Consider the following 21229-nt stretch of genomic DNA (forward strand, 5'->3'; position numbering starts at 1 on the left):
GACAACCTTTAATGCTAGTTCTTCGACTGGTCCACCAGCTTGTTCTTGGCGATCCACGGCATCATCGCGCGCAGCTTGCCACCCACCTGCTCGATCTGGTGCTCCGCGTTCAAGCGGCGGCGCGAGATCAGCGTCGGGGCGCCGGCCTTGTTCTCCAGGATGAAGCTCTTGGCGTATTCGCCGGTCTGGATGTCCTTCAGACACTGGCGCATCGCGTCCTTGGTCGCTTCGGTCACGATCTTCGGTCCCGTCACGTACTCGCCGTACTCCGCGTTGTTGGAGATCGAGTAGTTCATGTTGGCGATGCCGCCCTCGTAGATCAGGTCGACGATCAGCTTCAACTCGTGCAGGCACTCGAAGTACGCCATCTCCGGCGCGTAGCCCGCTTCAGTCAGGGTCTCGAAGCCGGCCTTGATCAATTCGACCGCGCCGCCGCACAACACGGCCTGCTCGCCGAACAGGTCGGTCTCGGTCTCTTCGCGGAAGTTGGTCTCGATGATGCCGGCGCGGCCGCCGCCGTTGGCCATCGCGTACGACAGCGCGATGTCGCGCGCCGAGCCGGACTTGTCCTGGTAGACCGCGACCAGGTGCGGCACGCCGCCGCCGGCCGCGTAGGTGCCGCGCACGGTGTGGCCCGGCGCTTTCGGCGCGATCATGATCACGTCGAGGTCGGCGCGCGGCACGACCTGGCCGTAGTGAACGTTGAAGCCGTGCGCGAAGGCCAGCACCGCGCCCTGCTTGGCGTTCGGCGCCACGTTCTCGTTATAGACCTGGGCGATGTTCTCGTCCGGCAGGAGGATCATGATGATGTCGGCGGCCTTGATGGCGTCATTGACCTCGGCGACCTTCAGGCCGGCTTGCTCCACCTTGTTCCACGAGGCGCCGCCCTTGCGCAGGCCGACGGTGACGTTCACGCCCGAGTCGTTCAGGTTCTGCGCGTGCGCGTGGCCCTGCGAGCCGTAGCCGATGATGGCGACGTTCTTGCCTTTGACGAGGAAGAGGTCGCAGTCTTTGTCGTAAAAAACTTTCATGATATGTCCTGTAGGTTGTATTGGGTGGATGCTGCTTATACTTTGAGGATGCGTTCGCCGCGGCCGATGCCCGAGCCGCCGGTGCGCACCGTTTCCAGAATCGAGGCGCGGTCGATCGAGTCGATGAAGGCATCGAGCTTGCTCTTCGCGCCAGTCAGTTCGATCGTGTAGGTCTTCTCGGTCACGTCGATCACGCGGCCGCGGAAGATGTCCGCGGTGCGCTTCATCTCTTCGCGCTCCTTGCCGACCGCGCGCACCTTGATCAGCATGAGCTCACGCTCGATGTGCTGGCCTTCGGTCAGGTCCACCACCTTCACCACTTCGATCAGCCGGTTCAAATGCTTGGTGATCTGCTCGATGATGTCATCGGAGCCGCTGGTGACGATGGTCATGCGCGAGAGCGTAGCGTCTTCAGTCGGCGCCACCGTCAGCGTTTCGATGTTGTAGCCGCGGGCCGAGAACAGGCCGACCACGCGCGACAGGGCGCCGGCTTCGTTTTCCAGCAGGACGGAAATAATATGGCGCATGTTAGAGGTCCTCCGATCCGAGCAGCATTTCGGACAGGCCCTTGCCCGCCTTGACCATCGGCCAGACGTTTTCGGCCTGGTCGGTGATGAAGTTCATGAATACCAGCCGGTCCTTCATCGCGAACGCCTCCTTCAAGGCGCCTTCGACGTCGCCCGGCTTTTCGATCTTCATGCCGACGTGGCCGAACGATTCGGCCAGCATCGAGAAGTCCGGCAGCGAGTCCATGTACGACTCCGAATAGCGGCCGCCGTAGTCGATCTGCTGCCATTGGCGCACCATGCCGAGCGAGCGGTTATTGAGCAGGATGATCTTCGGCGTCAGGTTGTACTGCTTGCAGGTCGCGAGCTCCTGGATGTTCATCTGGATCGAGCCTTCGCCGGTGATGCAGGCGACGGTGGCGCCGGGATTGGCCATCTGCACGCCCATCGCGTACGGCAGGCCGACGCCCATCGTGCCCAGGCCGCCGGAATTGAGCCAGCGGCGCGGCTTGTCGAACGGGTAGTACTGCGCAGCCCACATCTGGTGCTGGCCGACGTCGGACGTGATGAAGGCGTCGCCCTTGGTGACTTCCCACAGCTTCTGCACCACCGACTGCGGCTTGATGACCAGGTCGGAGTCCTGGAATTTCAGGCAGTCGCGCGCGCGCCATTCGCCGATCTGCTTCCACCAGTCCATCAGCGGCGCCGCATTCGGCTTCGCTTCGGCGGCGTCGAGCTGCGCGAGGAATTCGATCAGCACGTCCTTGACGTTGCCCACGATCGGAATGTCGACCTTGACGCGCTTGGAAATCGACGACGGGTCGATGTCGACGTGGATGATCTTGCGCGGGTGCGAGGCGAAGTGCTTGGGGTTGCCGATCACGCGGTCGTCGAAGCGAGCGCCGATCGCGATCAATACGTCGCAGTGCTGCATCGCCATGTTCGCTTCGTAGGTGCCGTGCATGCCGGGCATGCCGACCCACTTGTCGGACGAGGAGCGGTAGCCGCCCAGTCCCATCAGCGTATTGGTGACCGGGAAGCCCAGCTTGTCGACCAGCTTGTTCAGTTCGGGCGCCGCGTTGGCCAGAATGACGCCGCCGCCGGCGTAGATCATCGGCCGCTCGGCCTGCAGCAGCAGCTGGACCGCCTTGCGGATCTGGCCCGAGTGGCCCTTGTCGACCGGCTTGTACGAGCGCATCTCGATATCCTTCGGATAGTCGTAGGCGCACTTGTGCATGCTGATGTCCTTCGGGATATCGACCAGCACGGGGCCGGGCCGGCCGGTGCGGGCGATGAAGAAGGCCTTCTTGATCGTCGCGGCCAGGTCCTTGACGTCCTTGACCAGGAAGTTGTGCTTGACCACCGGGCGGGTGATGCCGACCGTGTCGCACTCCTGGAACGCGTCCTGGCCGATCGCGTGGCTCGGCACCTGGCCCGAGATGACGACCATCGGGATCGAGTCCATGTAGGCGGTCGACAGGCCGGTGACGGCATTGGTGACGCCCGGGCCGGACGTGACGAGGGCGACGCCGACCGTGTTGGAGCTGCGTGAATACGCGTCGGCGGCATGGATAGCGGCCTGTTCGTGGCGGACCAGGATGTGCTGGAATTTGTCCTGCTTGAAGATGGCGTCGTAGATGTACAGCACTGCGCCACCGGGGTAGCCGAAGACGTGCTTGACGCCTTCTTCCGCCAGGCAGCGGACGACTATCTCAGCGCCCGTGATGGGAGCTGCTGCTTCGTTGTTCATGATACATTCCTTTCAAGACCCATTGGGAGGTGATCGGATGCTCTTTCCTAACGAAATTCGCGTTGCGCGACAGTGCTCAGGCTTCCCTTCTCTCTGCGGTCACGGCGATCTTTCACGACACCGTAGGGTCGTTACAAACCGGCGCTGGGCGCAACTCGTTTGGCGTGAGTTTCTGTAGCGATTGAGCGAACCTCTCGTGCTTGTGGCACGGGTCAGAGCAAACTGCCTACATATGAAAGCGCGTCATGTCGATGTTGGCCTTGTGTGCCGGTCACGACCTGACCATAGAGCTTCGGGATGTCAAAGCGTTCCTCACCTTACTGCGTTGCACCATTTTGGTCAAGGACCAAATTAGCGAAAATGCCACCCGGGCGCCGGAATGGCGCGAAAAGCAAGCAAAACGGCCCGTTATTTGCTAGGATGCCTCAGTTTTTCACTGAAGCATTATTGGCGTAAAGACGCCCTTCCCCGTCCAGCATGGCCACAGACAAAGAATTATCCGACTTCCTCGAACATGTCGAGCGGCGTGCTTTCAAGCAGGCCGTGTACGCCGTGCGCAAGGACGAGGCCGCTCTCGACATCGTGCAGGACGCGATGATCAAGCTTGCCGAAAAATATGGCGACAAGCCGGCGGCCGAATTGCCGATGCTGTTCCAGCGGATTTTGCAGAACACCATCCTCGATTTCTTCCGGCGCGAGAAGGTGCGCAACACCTGGGTCAGCCTGTTCTCGGGCATGGGCCGGCGCGATAACGACGATGACGACTTTGATATACTCGAATCGCATGAAGCGGAGGAAGGATCGGCCGCCGCGGAGTCGAGCGCGGACCAGGTCGAGCGCCAGCAGACCCTGGCCCTGATCGAGGCGGAGGTACAAAAACTGCCCGCGCGTCAACGGGAAGCGTTCCTTATGCGTTATTGGCAGGACATGGACGTGGCTGAAACGGCCGAAGCGATGGGGTGTTCAGAAGGCAGCGTCAAGACACACTGTTCGCGGGCGACCCATACCCTCGCCGAATCGCTGAAAGCCAAGGGATTAAAATTATGAATACCGACGACATCAATTTCGCGTACAAAGTACGCCATGCGCTCAACGACAACCTGGACAATCTGCCGGCATCGACGGCCGATCGCCTCGCTTCGGCCCGCAAGCTGGCCGTTTCCCGCAAAAAGGCGCACGCGCCCGTCAAGGTATCCCAGCGCGTCCTGGCCGGCAATATCGGTTCGTTCTTCTCGTTTTCCTCGCTCGGCCGCGCCGGCGTGGTGATCCCGCTGCTGGCCCTGGTGGCCGGCCTGGCGGGCGTGTACCAATACGAAGAAGAGAAGCATATCGCCGAAATCGCCGAACTCGATGCCGCCGTGCTGTCCGACGAACTGCCCCTGACCGCCTACCTGGATCACGGTTTCAACGCCTACCTGGCGCAGCGCGGTCAATAAGGTGGCGCGCGATTTGTTGATGTCCTCTTTGAAATCGGCGGCCGTGTTCGCGCTGGCCGCCACCGTCGCCTCGTTCGCCGGCGCCCAGGCGCCAGTCGCCGCCCCGTCCCCCGCCCCTGCTGCCGCCGTCAAGACGGCTCCAGCGAAAGCGCTCGACAAGCCGCTGTGGGCGAGCCTGTCGCCCGCGCAGAAAGTCGCGCTCGAGCCGCTGGCCGTTGAATGGGACAAGATGGAAGGCGTGCGCAAGCACAAGTGGCTGGAAATCGCCAACCGCTTTTCCTCGATGAAGCCGGATGAGCAGGCCCGCATGCACGAAAAAATGCGCGAGTGGGTCCAGATGACTCCCGAGCAGCGCCGCCTGGTGCGCGAGAACTACACGCGCGCCAAGCGGATCGATGCAACGCAGAAGTCCGAGCAGTGGGAAAAATATCAGCAGCTGCCGGAAGAACAGAAGCAAAAGCTCGCCGCCGAAGCGGCCGCCGCGCGCACCAAGAAGCAGCTGACCAACCTGCCGCCGCCGGCGCAGGCGGGCGCAAAGACGGTCGCGCCGATCAAGCGTTCGGTGCCGCCGGCAGCTGCCTGCCCGGCCGGCACCATGATCAATACTGCCGCCTCGACGCCGCCGTGCGTCGCCGCGCCGGCCACTCCACCGCCGGGTTCGCCGGCCGCACCAGCGCCAAATGTCAAATAGCAAGCCGCCGATCGCCACGCCCACCGTCAAACGCCGTCTGATCTCCATGGTATATGAAGCCTTCCTGCTGACCGCAGTGGAGGCCTTGGCAATCTTCATTTATCTCGTCGCGACGCGCCTGCAGCACACGCCGGCGATCGACCACGGCCGCAACGCCGTGTTCTTCCTGGTGGCCGCGGCGTACTTCATCCACGCGTGGTCGGGCAGCGGGCATACGCTGGCCATGAAGACCTGGCGCATCAAGGTGGTCAAGCTGGGATACGCGAAGGTGCCACTGCGCGCGGCGGCGATCCGCTACCTGATGGCGTGGGGATGGTTCCTGCCGGCGCTGGTGGTGTGCTACGTGTTCGGGCTGAAGACCACCGGACAGGTGGGGAGCGCGATTGCCATCGGCGCCGTGGCGTGGGGACTGACGGCGTTCCTCGACAAGGACCGGCAGTTCTTGCACGATAAGGTTGCGGGGACGCGGCTGATTCAGCTGCCGAAGGCTAACGCTAATTCAGTATAGGCTCCTGCCTTCGCAGGAGCGACGGTTTCAAGGTTGTCGTTCCTGCGAAGGCAGGAACCCATACCGAGCGTGCTTAGAAGCGCTCGTACTCGTGCAGATAGCGCCACTGCCCCACCGGCAGGCTGGCCATCGAAATCCGGCCCACGCGAATCCGCCGCGTCGACACAATATTCAGTCCCACCATCCGGCACATGTGCAGCAGCTGCCCCGGCTTGATGCCCTTGCCCGCAAACCGCAGGCGCGTCTCGTTCTGCCAGCTGGCCTTCATCGGCGGGATCTCCTTGCCGTTGAACGAGAGCCCATGATTGAGCAGCGCCAGCCCGCCTTCGCGGATATCGCCCGCCACTTCGACGATGAACTCCTGCTCGACGCGAACGCCCTCGGTGACCAGCTTGCGCGCCACGCGGAAGTCCTGCGTGTACACCACCAGTCCGCTGGCCTTGGCGTCGAGCGGCGTCGCCAGGGTCAGGTGGGCCAGGTGACGCTTGAGGAAGCGCTGGTTGCCGTGATCGGCCGGCAGCAAGGTCTCGGCCGACAGCAGCTTCACCGCCTCTTCCGCATCCACGCCCGCCGGCTTGTTCAGCAGGATCGTCACTGGCGCCAGATCGAGCAGCGTGGCGTCCGGATGCAGCACCACTTCCTGCTCGTCCGCCACGCGGGCGCCCGCCTCCTCGACCACCGCGCCATCGACGATGACCCAGCCTCCGGCGATGTATTTGTCCGCTTCGGCGCGCGAGCACGGCACCATTTCGGCGACGCGCTTGGCGAGGCGGATTGTGTTATCGGTCATTGCTTGGAGCGCCAGTCTTTGAAAAATGCGGTGAATACGGCGATCACTTTTTCGACATCGGCGGCGCTGATGTTGATGTGGGTGACCAGGCGCGTGTGCTGGCCGACGGTGGCGCGGATGCGCTCGCGCGTGAGCGTCTCGCGCAACTCGTCCACCGCCGCCGGTGGCACTTCGACGTAGAAGATGTTGGTTTGCGGCGTGGCGACCTTCAGGCCTTCGATCTCTTTCAGGCCGGCGGACAGCCGCGCCGAATTGGCGTGGTCGTCGGCCAGGCGCTCGACGTTGTGCTCGAGCGCGTACAGGCCGGCCGCGGCGAGGATGCCGGCCTGGCGCATGCCGCCGCCCAGCATCTTGCGCCAGCGCTTGCCCTGCTCGATGAAGGCCTTCGGCCCGAGCAGCACGGAGCCGACCGGCGCGCCGAGGCCCTTGGACAGGCACACCGACACGGTATCGAATCCCTTGACCGCGTCGCGCAGGCTGATGCCCTGCTTGACGGCCGCATTGCAGATGCGCGCGCCGTCGAGGTGCGTGGCCAGGCCGCGCTCGTGCGCAAACGACGTCGCCTGCGCCATGTACTCCTGGCCGAGCACACGGCCGCCGATGGTGTTCTCCAGCGCCAGCAGGCGGGTGCGCGCGAAGTGCATGTCGTCCGGCTTGATGTAGGCGGCGATGTCGACCAGCGCGATCGAGCCGTCTGGCTGGTTGGCGATCGGCTGCGGCTGGATGCTGCCCAGAACCGCGGCGCCGCCGCCTTCGTACTTGTAAGTGTGCGCTTCCTGGCCGACCAGGTACTCGTCGCCGCGCGCGCAGTGCACCAGCAGCGCGATCAGGTTGCTCTGCGTGCCGGACGGCGCGAACAGGCCGGCTTCGTAGCCGAACATCTGCGCCGCGGTGTCCTGCAGGCGGTTGACGGTCGGGTCGTCGCCGTAGACGTCGTCGCCGACGGGCGCCGCTTCCATCGCGGCGCGCATTGCGTCCGACGGTTGGGTGACGGTGTCGCTGCGCAGGTCGATCCAGTGTTCGCTCATGGTCATTGTGCCGTGGTCAGTTGTTCGGTATAGAAACGCTGGCCCATTTCTTCGAGGCCCAGCGTGGACAGGACTTCCTGCAGGCGCTCGCTCGGGCGCTTGCGCGGCAGGTTTTTGTAGCTGGCGATGATCAGCTCATTTTTCATCGAGTGCTCCCAGCCCACCAGTTCGGTCACGTTGACCTGGTAGCCGTGCGCTTCGAGCTGCAGGCAGCGCAGTACGTTGGTCACCTGGCTGCCGAATTCGCGCGTGTGCAGCGGGTGGCGCCAGATTTCGGTGAGCGCGCTGCGGCCCAGGTCCTTGCCCTTGTTCTTTTTCAGGACGGTCGCGACTTCGGCCTGGCAGCACGGCACCAGCACCATGAACTTCGCCTTCTTCTTCAGCGCGAAGTCGATGGCGTCGTCGGTCGCCGTGTTGCAGGCGTGGAGCGCCGTGACGATGTCGATGCGGTCCGGCAGCTGGCTCGACGTGGTGGACTCGGCCACCGACAGCGGCAGGAAGGACATGCCGGGAAAGTCGAGTCGCTTGGCCAGCTCTTCCGACTTGGCGACCAGTTCCTCGCGCGTTTCGATGCCGTAGATGTGCGAGCCGCCCGGCAGGTTCTTGAAGAACAGGTCGTACAGGATGAAGCCCAGGTAGGACTTGCCGGCGCCGTGGTCGACCAGCGACACGTCCGGATGGTCCTGCTGGATCTCGCGGATCAGGGGCTCGATGAACTGCACCAGGTGATAGACCTGCTTGAGCTTGCGGCGGCTGTCCTGATTGAGCTTGCCGTCGCGCGTGAGGATGTGCAGTTCATGCAGCAGCGCGACCGACTGGCCGGGACGCACTTCCGGCGGCAGCTCGATCGCTTTCGGGTCAGCGCGCTTCATCGATCCACGCCGCCTGGATTGCTTCCAACACCTTCTCGCCGCCACGGGTGTGGTCGTCGTCGAAGCCGTCCAGATCGACGACCTTGTTGTGCAGGTCGACGAAACGGATCTGCGCCGGATCGGTATCCGGATATTTGTCGTACAGCGCTTCGGCGATCGCCGAGATGTCACTCCATTTCATGTCAATGGTTCTTTTCGGCGGCGTGGTTGATCGTGTATTTCGGGATCTCGACGACCAAGTCTTCGGAGTCGACGATTGCCTGGCACGACAGGCGCGACACGGCTTCGAGGCCCCAGGCCTTGTCGAGCATGTCTTCTTCTTTTTCTTCCGGCTCGTTGAGCGAGTCGTAGCCCTCGCGCACCAGCACGTGGCAGGTGGTGCAGGCGCAGACGCGGTCGCAGGCGTGTTCGATGTCGATGTCGTTCTCGAGCAGGACGTCGCAGACCGATTTGCCTTTCGGCGCCTCGAGGACGGCGCCATCAGGGCAGAAAACAGGATGGGGAAGAATGACGATTTGCGGCACGGGATTTACCTTTTAAATATTCGGGATTCAGACTTCGTCGAGCGTTTTGCCGGCCAGCGCGCTGCGCACGCTCTGGTCCATGCGGCGCGAGGCAAATTCCTCGGTGCCGTGCGCCAGCGCGTCCACCGCGGCGTGCAGCGCAGCCTGGGCGGCCGGCACGTCGGCCGGCTGGCCGGTGGTCGCCTTCACGGCTTCGCGCACCGCGTCCATCAGCTTGGCGATGTCGGCCATTTCGGCTTCGGTCAGCAGGGCGGCGTCGGTGTCCAGCGCCGACTGCGTGGCCAGCAGGATGCGCTCGGCCTCGACCTGCTCTTCGCGAAGCGCGCGCATGACCATGTCGTCCTTGGCCGAGCTGTACGAGTCCTGCAGCATGCGCGCCACTTCGTCGTCGGCCAGGCCGTACGACGGTTTGACCGTGATGTGCGCTTCCACGCCGGAGCGCGTTTCACGCGCCGACACCGACAGCAGACCGTCGGCATCGACCTGGTAGGTGATGCGGATGCGCGCGGCGCCCGCGACCATCGGCGGAATGCCGCGCAATTCGAATTTCGCCAGCGAGCGGCAGTCGGACACCAGCTCGCGCTCGCCCTGCATCACGTGCACCGACAGTGCGGTCTGGCCGTCCTTGAAGGTGGTGAACTCCTGGGCGCGCGCGCACGGGATCGTCGAATTGCGCGGGATGATCTTCTCGACCAGTCCGCCCATCGTCTCGATGCCGAGCGACAGCGGAGTCACGTCGAGCAGCAGCCAGTCGTCGCCGGCGGCGCGGTTACCGGCCAGCAGGTTGGCCTGGATGGCGGCGCCCAGCGCGACGACCTTGTCCGGGTCGATGTTCGCGTGCGGGATGGTCTTGAAAAATTCGCTGACCGCGCGGCGCACGTGCGGCATGCGCGTGGCGCCGCCGACCATCACCACGCCATCGACGTCGTCCACCGACACCGAGGCGTCGCGCATGGCCTTCTTGATCGCGTTCATGGTCTTGGCGACCAGGTGCTTCGTCATATCGGCGAAGTCCTCGGCGGTCACTTGCAGGTGAACGATTTCGCCGGAGTTGAGGATCGCGTCGACGGTGGTGAAGCCATTGGTCGACAGCAGCTCCTTGGCCTGGCGCGCTTTCACCATCAGGATTGCGGTGTCCTCGTCGGACAGCGGCGCCAGCTTGGCGTGCTCGGTGATCCAGCAGAACAGGCGATGATCGAAGTCGTCGCCGCCGAGCGCGGAGTCGCCGCCCGTGGACAGCACTTCGAACACGCCCTTGGACAGCTTGAGGATGGAAATGTCGAAGGTGCCGCCGCCCAGGTCGTAGACCGCGTAGATGCCTTCGGAGCCGTGATCGAGGCCGTAGGCGATCGCAGCGGCGGTCGGCTCGGACAGCAGGCGCAGCACGTTCAGGCCGGCCAGCTGGGCCGCGTCCTTGGTGGCCTGGCGCTGGGCGTCGTCGAAGTAGGCCGGCACGGTGATGACGGCGCCAACCAGCTCGTCGCCGAGCGAGTCTTCGGCGCGCTGGCGCAGCGTGGCGAGGATCTGGGCCGAAATCTCGACCGGGCTTTTCACGCCGGCGACGGTGCGCAGCTGCACCATGCCGGGCGCATCCTGGAAATCGTAGGGCAGGTTTTCGGCGTGGGCGATGTCGGCCAGGCCGCGGCCCATGAAGCGCTTGACCGAAACCACGGTGTTCTTCGGGTCGGTGGTCTGGTGCGCCTGCGCCTTGTAGCCGATGTTGGCGTGGCCGTTGGCCAGGTAGCGCACCACCGACGGCAGCAGCGGGCGGCCGTCTTCATCGCTCAGGACCTCGGGGATGCCGCTGCGGACCGTGGCGACCAGCGAGTTGGTGGTGCCCAGGTCGATGCCGACCGCCAGCCGGTGCTGGTGGGGCGCGGTGGACATGCCGGGTTCGGAGATTTGGAGTAAGGCCATAGGTTTTGATCTGTCTTTATTATTTTTCGGGGCGACGGCAAATAGTCTGTTGCGGCTTTGGATGCTCAGTATGGGTTCCTGCCTGCGCAGGAACGACGGTTTTTCAGCCGGCGGCCGTTAGACCGTCGCTCCTGCGCAGGCAAGAGCCCATGCTGAATGTGCGTTCACTTAGGCGTCAATCGCCTCGAAGGCGTAGTGGACTTCTTCGCCGAATTTGTCGAGGAACATGAGCGCTCGCACCGTTTGCGCGGCCGGCTCGAAATTGCCCGCGTCGAGTTCATGGCCCACCTGCGCCAGCCGCGACTTGCGCTCCTGCTTGACCTGCTCATCGAGCGCATCGAGTGCTTCGACGTTCTTCTCCGCCCTCGCCTCGCCCAGCGCTTCGCGCCATTCCATCTGCTGCATCAGGAAGTCCATCGGCATCGCCGTGTTCGATTCCGTCTGCAAATCGACGCCGTTGATCTCGCACAGATAGCGCGCGCGCTTTTGCGGGTTCTTCAGCGTCTGGTAGGCCTCATTGGCGCGCGTGGCCCACTGCATCGCGACACGCTTTTCGGCGTCGGTCGCGTTGATGAAGCGGTCCGGGTGCACCTGCCCCTGCACGTCGCGATAGGCCGCGTCGAGCGCGCCCATGTCGATCGAAAAGCGCGCCGGCAGGTGGAACAGGTCGAAGTGGTTCTGCATTGCGGTCAGATACGGAAGCTTTCGCCGCAGCCGCATTCGTCCTTGACCTGCGGATTGTTGAAGCGGAAGCCTTCGTTCAGCCCTTCGCGGGTGAAATCGAGCTCGGTGCCGTCGATGTACGGCAGGCTTTTCGGGTCGACGAAGACCTTCACGCCATGCGACTCGAAGACCTGGTCTTCGGCGGCCGATTCATCGACGTACTCAAGCTTGTACGCGAGACCGGAGCAGCCGGTCGTGCGCACGCCGAAGCGCAGGCCGATGCCCTTGCCGCGGCGCTCGATGTAGCGGTTGATGTGCTTCGCCGCTTTTTCGGTCAGTGTGATTGCCATGTATTCCTCCAGCCCTCTCAGGCGGCGGTCGGGTGCTTGGTCTTGTAGTCCAGCACGGCAGCCTTGATCGCGTCTTCGGCGAGGATCGAGCAGTGGATCTTCACCGGCGGCAGCGCCAGTTCTTCGGCGATTTCGGTGTTCTTGATCGACAGCGCCTGGTCCAGCGTCTTGCCCTTGACCCATTCGGTCACCAGCGAGCTCGATGCGATGGCCGAACCGCAGCCGTAGGTCTTGAACTTCGCGTCTTCGATCAGGCCATCGGCGCCGACCTTGATCTGCAGTTTCATGACGTCGCCGCAGGCCGGCGCGCCGACCATGCCGGTGCCGATGGTTTCGTCGCCCTTGTCGAAGGCGCCGACGTTACGTGGATTTTCGTAGTGGTCCAACACTTTGTCCGAATATGCCATGGTGATGCTCCTAATTTGAATACGGTGTTAGTGGGCTGCCCATTGGATCGACGCGATGTCGATGCCTTCTTTGAACATATCCCACAGGGGCGACAGTTCGCGCAGTTTGTGGACCTTCGACTTGAGCAGGTCCACCGCGAAATCGATGTCGGCTTCGGTCGTGAAACGGCCGATGGTAAAGCGGATCGAGCTGTGCGCCAGTTCGTCGCTGCGGCCCAGGGCGCGCAGCACGTACGATGGTTCCAGGCTGGCCGAGGTGCAGGCCGAACCGGACGACACGGCCAGGCCCTTGATCGCCATGATCAGGGACTCGCCTTCGACGTAGTTGAAGCTCACGTTCAGGTTGTGCGGCACGCGGTGTTCCATGTCGCCGTTGATGTAGACCTCTTCGATTTCCTGCAGGCCCTTGGCCAGGCGGTCGCGCAGCGCCTTGATGCGGACGATTTCGGTGTCCATCTCTTCGCGTGCGATGCGGAAGGCTTCGCCCATGCCGACGATCTGGTGGGTCGGCAGCGTGCCCGAGCGCAGGCCGCGCTCATGGCCGCCGCCGTGCATCTGCGCTTCCAGGCGCACGCGCGGCTTGCGGCGCACGTACAGGGCGCCCACGCCTTTCGGGCCGTAGGTCTTGTGCGCGGTGAAGGTCATCAGGTCGACCTTGCTGTTGGCCAGGTCGATCTTGACCTTGCCGGTCGCCTGCGCGGCGTCGCAATGGAAGATGATGCCCTTCGAGCGGCACAGCGCGCCGATTTCGTCGATCGGCTGGATCACGCCGATCTCGTTATTGACCAGCATGACCGACACGAGGATGGTATCCGGGCGGATTGCCGCTTCGAGCTGGGCGATGGTGATCAGGCCGTTGTCCTGCGGTTCGAGGTAGGTCGCTTCGAAGCCGACGCGCTCGAGTTCGCGCACGGTGTCGAGCACCGACTTGTGCTCGGTCTTGACCGTGATGATGTGCTTGCCTTTAGTCTTGTAGAACTGCGCGGCGCCCTTGAGCGCGAGGTTGTTGCTTTCGGTCGCGCCCGAGGTCCAGATGATTTCGCGCGGGTCGGCGCCGACCAGTTTCGCCACTTCGGCGCGCGCTTCCTCGACGGCCGCTTCCGCGGTCCAGCCGTACATGTGACTGCGCGAGGCCGGATTGCCGAACTGCTCGCGCAGGTAGGGAATCATCTTGTCGGCCACGCGCGGATCGATCGGCGTGGTGGCCGAATAATCCATGTAGATCGGGAAATGCGGAGCGGTCACGAAAGTGTGCTCGAGGTTTTTGTCCAAAGGCGCGTTCATCAAATCACTCCAATATGCTTCAATCTTGTCCAACGGCGGCGGCGTTGCGGTGCAGCACCACGACTTGTTCCGAATTCTTGTGCTTCTGCTGGTCGACCAGGTCTTGCAGGGAGACCGAGTCGAGGTAATCGACCATCTTTTCGTTGAGCGTGGCCCACAGATCGTGGGTCATGCAGCGCGTTCCGGTGGCGGCGTCGGCGCCGTGGCAGGTTTCCTTGCCGCCGCACTGGGTCGCGTCGAGCGGCTCGTCGACAGCGATGATGATGTCGGCCACCGTCACCTTGTCGGCCTTGCGCGCCAGACTGTAGCCGCCGCCCGGGCCGCGGATCGATTCGACGATCTCGTGGCGGCGCAGCTTGCCGAACAGCTGTTCGAGGTAGGACAGCGAGATCGCCTGGCGCTGGCTGATGCCCGACAGCGTGACGGGGCCCTTGCCCGAACGCAGGGCAAGATCGATCATCGCGGTAACTGCAAAACGGCCTTTAGTGGTCAGACGCATCTCAACCCCGGGGTCAACAAATGGTAAAATATTGCCTTCGTTCAATCAGCCTTTGCTGCACTGCATATGGCCTGATTAGTTGAACGATTTAGTCAAGTATACCAAAATCGACAGGTCTTGTCTTGGAGACCCCGGTTTCCGCTAGCGGGCGCGCAGCAGGCGCATCGGGCCGAACAGGCCCTGCATTCCTTCATGCGTAATGAATGACAAGTTGTACGGATGCTCGGAGCACAGTTGCTCGAGGTTCGCGCATTCCGGCAGCTTTTTCAGCTGTTCGGCGATTTTCCCCCATAACACCAGCTTGGCGCCGGTGCCTTCCAGAGCGGCCAGGACCGTCTGCAGGAAGGGCAGCCAGGCGCGCGCCTCGACCGGGGGCGGCACGTGCTTGCGGAACACCAGGGCCGCGTTGAGCAGGAGGAAGCCGTGGCGGGTCATGTTGTCCTGCAGCTGTGCCAAGGTCTGGATCGAGCCGTTTTCCTTCGCGCTCGCGGCGACCGGGGCCATCGCAGCGCCGCTGGTCTGGTCGGCCTGTAATTGGCCGTCGGCCACGAGCAGCATCTTCATGAAGTTGCGCAGCGAGGTGGCGCGGTTGACCGGCTTGGACAGGCCGTTGTCGCACCACAGCTCGCCCACCGCGCCGTCCATGAAGCACACGCCGGTGGCGCTTTCGGCGCGCGGATACGGGCCCTCGCCCACCAGCACGAAGCGTACGTCGCCCAGCGGCAGCGCGAAGGCGGCGAACAGGCGGTTTTCGGTGGGAAGGTAGTGGTCGGCGGCTAGCGCGGGAAGGTAGTCCGGGTTGGCCTTCGCGACGGCGTCGAGGCCCTTCAGCAGGATTGGGCGCCAGCTGGGATGGGCAAGCGTCAGCGCGTCCAGGATCTGCGGCGGAATGGAATTGGCGGGCATGGCGGGTGTTGCTGGGGAAAGCCCGGATTTTACCATTTCAATCATGCGTCGAATTTCTTGAAAAAAAGGCATCATCTCGCTTCCCACAGTATGGAGGTTGAGATGCAAACTATTCAAGACGTAATGACCAAGAATGTAAAAAGTGTTTCGCCTGACGAAACTGTGCGTCACGCTGCGGAATTGATGAAGCAGCACGACGTGGGCGCCATTCCCGTCTGCGACGGCAGCAAGCTGGTCGGCATGATCACGGACCGCGACATCACCATCCGCGCCACGGCGGCCGGGCTCGCGCCGAGCACGCGCATCGGCGACGTGATGAGCACGGATGTGCGCACTTGCAAAGCCAACCAGACCGTCGAAGAGGTGCTGGCCGAGATGGGCGACGTGCAGATTCGACGCGTGCCGGTGATCGACCAGGCGTCGCACCAGATGGTTGGCATTGTGTCGCTGGGCGACATGGCGGTGAAGGCGAAGACCCAGACCGACAAGGCGCTGGGCGAGATTTCGGCGCCGGGCGGACAGCAGCAATAAGACAGGATAGGGTCAGGTCCGCGGAACCAGGCGACGGACCTTTGGTGCCGGCAGTAGACTTCGGACTTCGCAAGCGCCGGCGACAAGGGCGGGGTCAGGTCCGCGGGACCTGACCCCATGTTTGTCGCCGCCGCGTGAGTTTTCTATTCAGCGTCCGGTTGCTGCGCCGGATGCGCGGCGACGAAGGCCGGCAGCATCGAACACGTGTCGTTGATGCGTACGATGGTCGGATACGGCGCCAGGTCGATGTCGAAGCGCTGCGCGTTGTACACCTGCGGCGCCAGGAAGCAGTCTGCGATCGTCGGCGTGTCGCCAACGCAGAAGCGCCCCGCCCCGCGCGCCAGCTGCGCCTCCAGGGCGCCGAACCCTTCCTCAATCCAGTGCCGGTACCACGCGTTCTTCGCGTCGTCGTCGATGCCAAGCGTGCGCACCAGGTAGCGCAGCACGCGCAGGTTGTTGACCGGATGGATGTCGCACCCGATCATCATCGCCAGCTCGCGCACCCGCGCACGCCCCAGCGCATCGCGCGGCAACAGCGGCACTTGCGGATGCGTCTCTTCCAGGTACTCGATGATCGCCATCGACTGCGTGATCGTCGCGCCCTCGTCTTCGAAGGTCGGCACCAGTGCGCTTGGATTCATCGCGCGGTACCCGGGCGACTGGTGCTCGCTTTTCACCAGGTGGACGGGTACGGCGTCGTACGGCAGCCCTTTGAGGTTCAGCGCAATGCGCACCCGGTACGCAGCCGAACTGCGGAAGTAGGTGTGCAGCTTCATTTCGTGCGACCGTGGTAGTGGGCCACTTCCTGGTCGATGGCGCCGAAGATGCTGGCGCCGTCCTTGTCCATCATTTCGATGCGCACGTTGTCGCCGAACTTGAGGAACGGCGTGGTCGGCGCGCCCTTCTCGATCGTCTCGTACATGCGCACTTCAGCCAGGCAGCAGTAGCCCACGCCGCCATGCTCGATACTCGATCCGTACAGGCCGCCCTGCTTGTTCGACACGGTGCCCGAGCCGATGATGGTGCCGGCCGCGAGTTCGCGCGTCTTCGCGGCGTGCGCTACCAGCTGGGCGAAGTTGAAGGTCATGTCCTCGCCCGCATTCGGCTTGCCGAACGGGAGTTCGTTCAGCGTCACCACCAGCGGCAGCGACAGTTTGCTGTCCTTCCACGCGTCGCCCAGTTCATCAGGCGTGACCGCCACCGGCGAAAACGCGCTGGCCGCCTTCGACTGGTAGAAGCCGAAGCCTTTGGCCAGTTCGCCGGGGATCAGGTTGCGCAGCGAGACGTCGTTGACCAGCATGACGAGCTTGATCGCGTCGGCGCACTGCTCCACGGTCGCGCCCATCTCGACGTCGCCGGTGATGACCGCCACTTCGGCTTCGAGGTCGATGCCCCACGCTTCATCGAGCGCGTAGATCGGGTCCCATGGGCCGATGAAGGAGTCGGAGCCGCCCTGGTACATCAGCGGATCGGTATAGAACGAGGCCGGCACGTCGGCGTTGCGCGCCTTGCGCACCAGTTCGACGTGGTTGATGTAGGCCGAGCCGTCGGCCCACTGGTAGGCGCGCGGCAGCGGCGAGTGGCACATCGATTCGACGAAGGGTTCCGCAGCCAGCGCGGTGCCGTCGTTCAGATCGTTGTAGATGTTGCGCAGGCGCGGCGAGACCGCGTCCCAGTTATCGAGCGCGAACTGCATGGTGTAGGCGATCTTGGGCACGCGCTGGCAGGTGACCAGGTCGCGGCTGACGACGACCAGCACGCCGTCACGGGTATTGTTTTTCAAGGTTGCGAGCTTCATGCCTGCACCTCCGGCTGGGGGGCGTGCATCCATGCGGCGTGCTTCGGCGCCTTGCGGGTCTGGGCCCACTCGTTGAGCATGTCCCACTTCACGGCGTCGAGCTTTTGCATCATGTCGGGCGTGCCTGTGTTGACAGCCAGTTCGAGGCGGTGGCCGTTCGGGTCGAAGAAGTAGATCGACTTGAAGATGGTGTGGTTGGTCGGACCGATGACTTCAATGCCGTCTGCTTGCAGGCGCTCCTTGGCGGCCAGCAGTTCGTCCATCGAGCCCACTTCCATCGCCAGGTGCTGGACCCAGGCCGGGGTGTTTTCGTCGCGGCCCATCGCGCTCTGGTTGGGCAGTTCGAAGAAGGCCAGCACGTTGCCGGCGCCGGCGTCCAGGAAGACGTGCATGTAGGGGTCGGGCGCGCCGGTGGACGGCACCTGATCCTCGGCGATGGCCAGGATGAAGCCCATGTTCAGATATTTTCCGTACCATTCGACGGTCTGCTTGGCATCGATGCACCGGTAGGCGACGTGATGTATTTTCTGGATGTGCATTGTGTGCTCCTCTGTATATACCGACATTAGAGTGCAAAACTGGCAATCGTACAAGCCGTCACACGCCAGTCGGGGTCTGGTCCTGCGGACCTGACCCCATTTTGAAAGCTATAATCGGGGCTCGATTTCGCGGATTCCTCCCATGTCACACAACACCATCGCGATCAACCAGCAGATGGACAAATTCGACGGCCACCACCAGGTCTGGCTGTTCGGCTACGGCTCGCTGATCTTCAAGGCCGACTTCCCTTTCATCGAGCGGCGGCCGGCCAGTATCTCCGGCTGGACGCGGCGCTTCTGGCAAGGCTCGCACGATCATCGCGGCACAGCGGAGGCGCCGGGGCGCGTGGTCACACTGGCGCCGGAACCGGGCGCGGTGTGCGCGGGGATGGCGTACCTGGTCACGCCGGAGGAATTCGCCCATCTGGACCATCGCGAAAAAAACGGCTACCTGCGGCTGGCGATCGAGATATCGTTCGACGAGGGCGGCAGCGAGGAAGGACTGGTCTATATCGCCACCGAAGACAACGCGGCGTTCCTGGGCGAAGCGCCGGAGCGCGACATCGCGCGCCAGATCGCCACCTCGGCGGGACCGAGCGGGCGCAATCGCGATTACCTGGTCGGGCTGGCGGAAGCACTGCGCGCGCTCGGCAAGGACGACGAACACGTGTTCGCCATTGAGCGCCATCTTGCCGATTTCGAGTGAATGGATCGGCTCAGTTGCACTCCTCGATGTAGCCTACCGATTTCGCATCACCGCCGACGGCGCCGGCAATGTGGTGGGCGGCAGTGGTGATTCGAATTGCCATCCGTCCGTCGGGTGAAGGCAAGGTCCACTCGGTTTCCGATGCGTCATAGGCGCCCGGGGCTTTCGTGGCGGAGGAATACGCCGGCAGCAGCGAACTTTCGTCGCCACCGATTACTACTCCGCCCCTAATGCGGGCGCCGGTGCGCGACACATCGACGCGCGCCAGTTTGTCGTTGACGAACATCAGGTTGATCCCCGGATGTCCCGGCGTCTCCAGATAGTCGCAGAATTCGCTGGCCCGCAGGTCATCGGGTGTGCGCCTCAAGCGCCTCTGCAATTGCGCGTTGGCCTGGACGAACGTCATGCCGATTTTCAGCGGGCCCACGCCATCGAAGCGCAAGGTCCAGTCCGCGGCGCTGGCGGGCGGCGTGACGCCGGCCAATGCGCTTGACGTGGCGAGTGCGATCGCCAGATTCCTGAAGGTCATTCGTTCGCTCAATTCGTTAAGAACATTGCCAGATTAGCACAACGGACTCGGGGGGCACAGGACCAGCCCCTTCCTTAGAACAGGTCGAGCTGGCCGGTGGCGTTGCCGGTTTGCTTGCCGGCCGCCGGCGGCACCACCTGCGGGCGCTTGAATCGGGAAAAATCGAGCTTTTCGAAGCGCTGTTGGTTGACACCGGCGATGCCTAGCTTCTTCACGGTCTTGGTGAAACGCTGGCGGATCAGGTCGGCCCAGACGCCCTCCCCGTGCATGCGCTTGGAGAAGTCGCTGTCGTACTCTTTGCCGCCGCGCATTTCGCGCACGCGGTTCATCACGCGCTGGGCGCGGTCCGGGAAATGCGCCTGCAGCCATTCCTGAAACAGCGGATTGACCTCCCACGGCAGCCGCAGCACCACGTAGTGCGCGCCGATCGCGCCGGCGTCGCGCGCCGCTTCCAGCACTTTTTCCAGTTCCGGCTCGGTGACGAAGGGGATGATCGGCGCCACGCTGACGCAGACAGGGATGCCCGCTTCGGTCAGCGTGCGGATGGTGCGCAGCCTGCGCGCGGGGGCCGCCGCGCGCGGCTCGAGCGTGCGCGAAATTTCGGGGTCGAGCGTGGTAATGGTGATCGACGCGATCGCCTGGCGTTTGGCAGCCATCGGCGCGAGAATGTCGATGTCGCGCTCGATCAGCGAGGACTTGGTGATCAGCCCGACCGGGTGTTCGCATTCCTGCAGCACTTCGAGCACGCGGCGCGTGAGCCCCAGCTGGCGTTCGCATGGCTGGTAGGCGTCGGTGTTGACGCCGAGGGCGATCGATTCGGGCACGTACGACGGTCGCGCGAGTTCGCGCCGAAGCAGTTCGGGCGCGTTGACCTTGGCGAACAGGCGGGTTTCGAAGTCGAGGCCGGGCGACAAGCCGAGGTAGCTGTGCGTCGGGCGGGCGAAGCAGTAGATGCAGCCATGCTCGCAGCCGCGGTACGGATTGAGCGAGACGTTGAAGGGAATGTCGGGCGAGGCGTTGCGGCTGAGGATGGTCTTGGCGTATTCGTCGGTAACCTGGGTTTTGAAGGGTTTTCCTTCGCCGTCTTCTTCGTCATGGACCCAGCCGTCGTCGAAATCTTCGCGGGCGTTGACTTCATAGCGGCCCTGCACGTTCGAGACGGCGCCTCGCCCTTTTCGCGGCGCGAGCGGCTTCGGCGGCAGCATCACCTGCCCTTCGAAATCCTTATCGCTGTCCCTGTCGGCCATCGCGGCACCTTGAATACTGTACAAACATACAGTATGTTACGCCGGGTGAAGCGACAATTCAAGCGGCGCACGCGAAAATGGGGTCAGGTCCGCGGGACCAGACCCCGGCTGGCATACGACGCCTGCTGGTCAACGAAGCCGTCGAATGCCGCCAGCAAAGGGGCCAACGGCGCTTCGCTGCCTTCGAGGCGCATCAGCGCATACACCGTCGCTTCCATGCTGGAGAGCTGGTTCGGCGCGTGCGCCTTGCGGATGCGGTAGTGGGACTCGGGCATGCCTTCCAGCGCGAGCCGCGGCAAGGTTTGCAGCAGCGGGTTCAGGTGCAGCATCTTGCGGCTCTTGCGCCAAGTGCCATCGAGCACGACCAGGCGCAAATTCGACGGCGCGCAGACTTCCGCGGGGTGATCGGCGCCGGGATACAACAAGACCGGACTGCGGCCGCCCGCGTACAGCAGTGCGGCCAGTTCATCGGGGTCGAAGGCTTCGCCGGTGACCATCACGCTGCCGGGAAGGCTCAGGTGCAGCAGGCGCGCGCTGCCTTTTGCGTTGTGGACTTCGAGGGGATGCTGCAGGATCAGGACTTCAACCTGCGCGGCGGTCGGGGCGATCCAGCGGCAGATGCAGGTGGCTTGGGGACGCAGGCAGGTCGAACAGGTGGGACGGGTCATCGACGCAGCATAACAAAATGGGGGCAGGCCCGCAGAACCGCCCCCCTGA

At 63.6% G+C, this 21229-nt stretch carries 27 protein-coding genes; 6 read left to right on the plus strand and 21 right to left on the minus strand.

The features are described from left to right. Positions 1-14 precede the first annotated feature (14 nt). Genes ilvC through Q4S45_RS12345 form a run of 3 tightly spaced genes read right to left on the minus strand, consistent with a single transcriptional unit; the run spans position 15 to position 3287 of the window. Positions 15-1031 (minus strand): ketol-acid reductoisomerase, encoded by a 1017-nt coding sequence (gene ilvC, locus Q4S45_RS12335; RefSeq protein WP_305504563.1) that lies wholly within the window; start codon positions 1029-1031, stop codon positions 15-17. Between the two features lie 35 nt (positions 1032-1066). Then, complete coding sequence (gene ilvN / locus Q4S45_RS12340; RefSeq protein WP_305504565.1) at positions 1067-1558, minus strand: acetolactate synthase small subunit; 492 nt, start codon at positions 1556-1558, stop codon at positions 1067-1069. A gap of 1 nt (position 1559) precedes the next feature. Further along, positions 1560-3287, minus strand: a complete 1728-nt coding sequence (locus tag Q4S45_RS12345; RefSeq protein ID WP_305504566.1) for an acetolactate synthase 3 catalytic subunit — start codon at positions 3285-3287, stop codon at positions 1560-1562. A gap of 477 nt (positions 3288-3764) precedes the next feature. Here Q4S45_RS12345 and Q4S45_RS12350 point away from each other — a divergent pair, with 477 nt between their 5' ends. The 4 genes from Q4S45_RS12350 to Q4S45_RS12365 are packed head-to-tail and all read left to right on the plus strand — an operon-like array spanning position 3765 to position 5922. Further along, positions 3765-4334, plus strand: a complete 570-nt coding sequence (locus Q4S45_RS12350) for an RNA polymerase sigma factor (protein ID WP_305504568.1) — start codon at positions 3765-3767, stop codon at positions 4332-4334. Beyond that, on the plus strand, positions 4331-4723 hold the full coding sequence (locus Q4S45_RS12355; protein ID WP_305504570.1) for a DUF3619 family protein: 393 nt from the start codon (positions 4331-4333) through the stop codon (positions 4721-4723). Before Q4S45_RS12350 ends, Q4S45_RS12355 begins: the two co-directional genes overlap by 4 nt. A gap of 19 nt (positions 4724-4742) precedes the next feature. Beyond that, positions 4743-5414 carry a DUF3106 domain-containing protein gene (locus tag Q4S45_RS12360; RefSeq protein WP_305504572.1) on the plus strand — a complete coding sequence of 224 codons (672 nt, stop codon included), beginning with the start codon at positions 4743-4745 and terminating at the stop codon, positions 5412-5414. Further along, positions 5404-5922: an RDD family protein gene (locus Q4S45_RS12365; protein WP_305504574.1), complete on the plus strand. Its 519-nt coding sequence runs from the start codon at positions 5404-5406 to the stop codon at positions 5920-5922. Before Q4S45_RS12360 ends, Q4S45_RS12365 begins: the two co-directional genes overlap by 11 nt. A gap of 73 nt (positions 5923-5995) precedes the next feature. Here the strand turns inward: Q4S45_RS12365 and Q4S45_RS12370 are convergent, their stop codons facing one another. The 12 genes from Q4S45_RS12370 to Q4S45_RS12425 all read right to left on the minus strand — a co-directional run bounded on the left by Q4S45_RS12370 (position 5996) and on the right by Q4S45_RS12425 (position 15162). Continuing rightward, positions 5996-6712, minus strand: coding sequence for an rRNA pseudouridine synthase (locus Q4S45_RS12370; protein ID WP_305504576.1), 717 nt, complete (start codon positions 6710-6712; stop codon positions 5996-5998). Then, positions 6709-7740, minus strand: coding sequence for a low-specificity L-threonine aldolase (gene ltaE, locus Q4S45_RS12375; RefSeq protein ID WP_305504578.1), 1032 nt, complete (start codon positions 7738-7740; stop codon positions 6709-6711). The genes Q4S45_RS12370 and ltaE overlap by 4 nt, the downstream gene beginning before the upstream one ends. Before the next feature lie 2 nt (positions 7741-7742). Further along, the gene (locus tag Q4S45_RS12380) at positions 7743-8612 is read right to left on the minus strand and encodes an SAM-dependent methyltransferase (protein ID WP_305504580.1); all 870 of its coding nucleotides are present in this window, start codon (positions 8610-8612) and stop codon (positions 7743-7745) included. Next, positions 8599-8793 carry a Fe-S cluster assembly protein IscX gene (gene iscX, locus Q4S45_RS12385; protein WP_305504582.1) on the minus strand — a complete coding sequence of 65 codons (195 nt, stop codon included), beginning with the start codon at positions 8791-8793 and terminating at the stop codon, positions 8599-8601. Before iscX ends, Q4S45_RS12380 begins: the two co-directional genes overlap by 14 nt. 1 nt (position 8794) lies before the next feature. Next, positions 8795-9136 (minus strand): ISC system 2Fe-2S type ferredoxin, encoded by a 342-nt coding sequence (gene fdx, locus Q4S45_RS12390; RefSeq protein WP_305504584.1) that lies wholly within the window; start codon positions 9134-9136, stop codon positions 8795-8797. 27 nt (positions 9137-9163) lie between these two features. After that, complete coding sequence (gene hscA, locus Q4S45_RS12395; RefSeq protein ID WP_305504586.1) at positions 9164-11053, minus strand: Fe-S protein assembly chaperone HscA; 1890 nt, start codon at positions 11051-11053, stop codon at positions 9164-9166. A 168-nt stretch (positions 11054-11221) separates the two neighbouring features. Then, on the minus strand, positions 11222-11737 hold the full coding sequence (gene hscB / locus Q4S45_RS12400; RefSeq protein ID WP_305504588.1) for a Fe-S protein assembly co-chaperone HscB: 516 nt from the start codon (positions 11735-11737) through the stop codon (positions 11222-11224). Between the two features lie 5 nt (positions 11738-11742). After that, entirely contained in the window at positions 11743-12066 is a 324-nt protein-coding gene (iscA, locus tag Q4S45_RS12405) for an iron-sulfur cluster assembly protein IscA (RefSeq protein WP_305504590.1), read from the minus strand. Positions 12067-12083: 17 nt separating this feature from the next. Further along, positions 12084-12473 (minus strand): Fe-S cluster assembly scaffold IscU, encoded by a 390-nt coding sequence (gene iscU / locus Q4S45_RS12410; protein WP_305504592.1) that lies wholly within the window; start codon positions 12471-12473, stop codon positions 12084-12086. 27 nt (positions 12474-12500) lie between these two features. Next, positions 12501-13757 (minus strand): IscS subfamily cysteine desulfurase, encoded by a 1257-nt coding sequence (locus Q4S45_RS12415; protein ID WP_305504594.1) that lies wholly within the window; start codon positions 13755-13757, stop codon positions 12501-12503. A gap of 19 nt (positions 13758-13776) precedes the next feature. Beyond that, positions 13777-14256, minus strand: a complete 480-nt coding sequence (iscR, locus tag Q4S45_RS12420) for a Fe-S cluster assembly transcriptional regulator IscR (RefSeq protein WP_305504596.1) — start codon at positions 14254-14256, stop codon at positions 13777-13779. Between the two features lie 141 nt (positions 14257-14397). Further along, the gene (locus tag Q4S45_RS12425; RefSeq protein WP_305504598.1) at positions 14398-15162 is read right to left on the minus strand and encodes a uracil-DNA glycosylase family protein; all 765 of its coding nucleotides are present in this window, start codon (positions 15160-15162) and stop codon (positions 14398-14400) included. Positions 15163-15285: 123 nt separating this feature from the next. On the opposite strand from Q4S45_RS12425, the gene Q4S45_RS12430 reads away from it, so the two are divergent. Beyond that, the gene (locus tag Q4S45_RS12430; protein WP_305512098.1) at positions 15286-15693 is read left to right on the plus strand and encodes a CBS domain-containing protein; all 408 of its coding nucleotides are present in this window, start codon (positions 15286-15288) and stop codon (positions 15691-15693) included. 143 nt (positions 15694-15836) lie between these two features. On the opposite strand, the gene maiA is transcribed toward Q4S45_RS12430, so the two are convergent. From maiA to Q4S45_RS12445, 3 genes are read right to left on the minus strand one after another with little or no spacing between them, the layout of a single operon-like run. After that, a complete protein-coding gene (maiA, locus tag Q4S45_RS12435) occupies positions 15837-16469 on the minus strand; it encodes a maleylacetoacetate isomerase (RefSeq protein WP_305504600.1) in 633 nt (210 codons plus the stop codon). Further along, positions 16466-17491, minus strand: a complete 1026-nt coding sequence (locus Q4S45_RS12440) for a fumarylacetoacetate hydrolase family protein (RefSeq protein ID WP_305504602.1) — start codon at positions 17489-17491, stop codon at positions 16466-16468. The genes maiA and Q4S45_RS12440 overlap by 4 nt, the downstream gene beginning before the upstream one ends. Further along, positions 17488-18030: a VOC family protein gene (locus tag Q4S45_RS12445; protein ID WP_305504604.1), complete on the minus strand. Its 543-nt coding sequence runs from the start codon at positions 18028-18030 to the stop codon at positions 17488-17490. The genes Q4S45_RS12440 and Q4S45_RS12445 overlap by 4 nt, the downstream gene beginning before the upstream one ends. A 142-nt stretch (positions 18031-18172) precedes the next feature. On the opposite strand from Q4S45_RS12445, the gene Q4S45_RS12450 reads away from it, so the two are divergent. Then, positions 18173-18736, plus strand: a complete 564-nt coding sequence (locus Q4S45_RS12450; RefSeq protein WP_305504606.1) for a gamma-glutamylcyclotransferase — start codon at positions 18173-18175, stop codon at positions 18734-18736. Positions 18737-18746: 10 nt separating this feature from the next. Here Q4S45_RS12450 and Q4S45_RS12455 read toward each other — a convergent pair whose 3' ends face one another. From Q4S45_RS12455 to Q4S45_RS12465, 3 genes are all read right to left on the minus strand, one after another. Beyond that, entirely contained in the window at positions 18747-19265 is a 519-nt protein-coding gene (locus Q4S45_RS12455) for a hypothetical protein (RefSeq protein ID WP_305504608.1), read from the minus strand. Positions 19266-19339: 74 nt separating this feature from the next. Then, the gene (locus Q4S45_RS12460) at positions 19340-20512 is read right to left on the minus strand and encodes a PA0069 family radical SAM protein (protein WP_374046034.1); all 1173 of its coding nucleotides are present in this window, start codon (positions 20510-20512) and stop codon (positions 19340-19342) included. 83 nt (positions 20513-20595) lie between these two features. Then, complete coding sequence (locus Q4S45_RS12465) at positions 20596-21180, minus strand: tRNA-uridine aminocarboxypropyltransferase (protein ID WP_305504610.1); 585 nt, start codon at positions 21178-21180, stop codon at positions 20596-20598. Between the last annotated feature and the right edge of the window lie 49 nt (positions 21181-21229).

Origin of the sequence: Massilia sp. R2A-15 (genome assembly GCF_030704305.1) — a bacterium.
In the GTDB taxonomy this organism is placed as follows: Bacteria; Pseudomonadota; Gammaproteobacteria; order Burkholderiales; family Burkholderiaceae_D; genus JAFCUW01.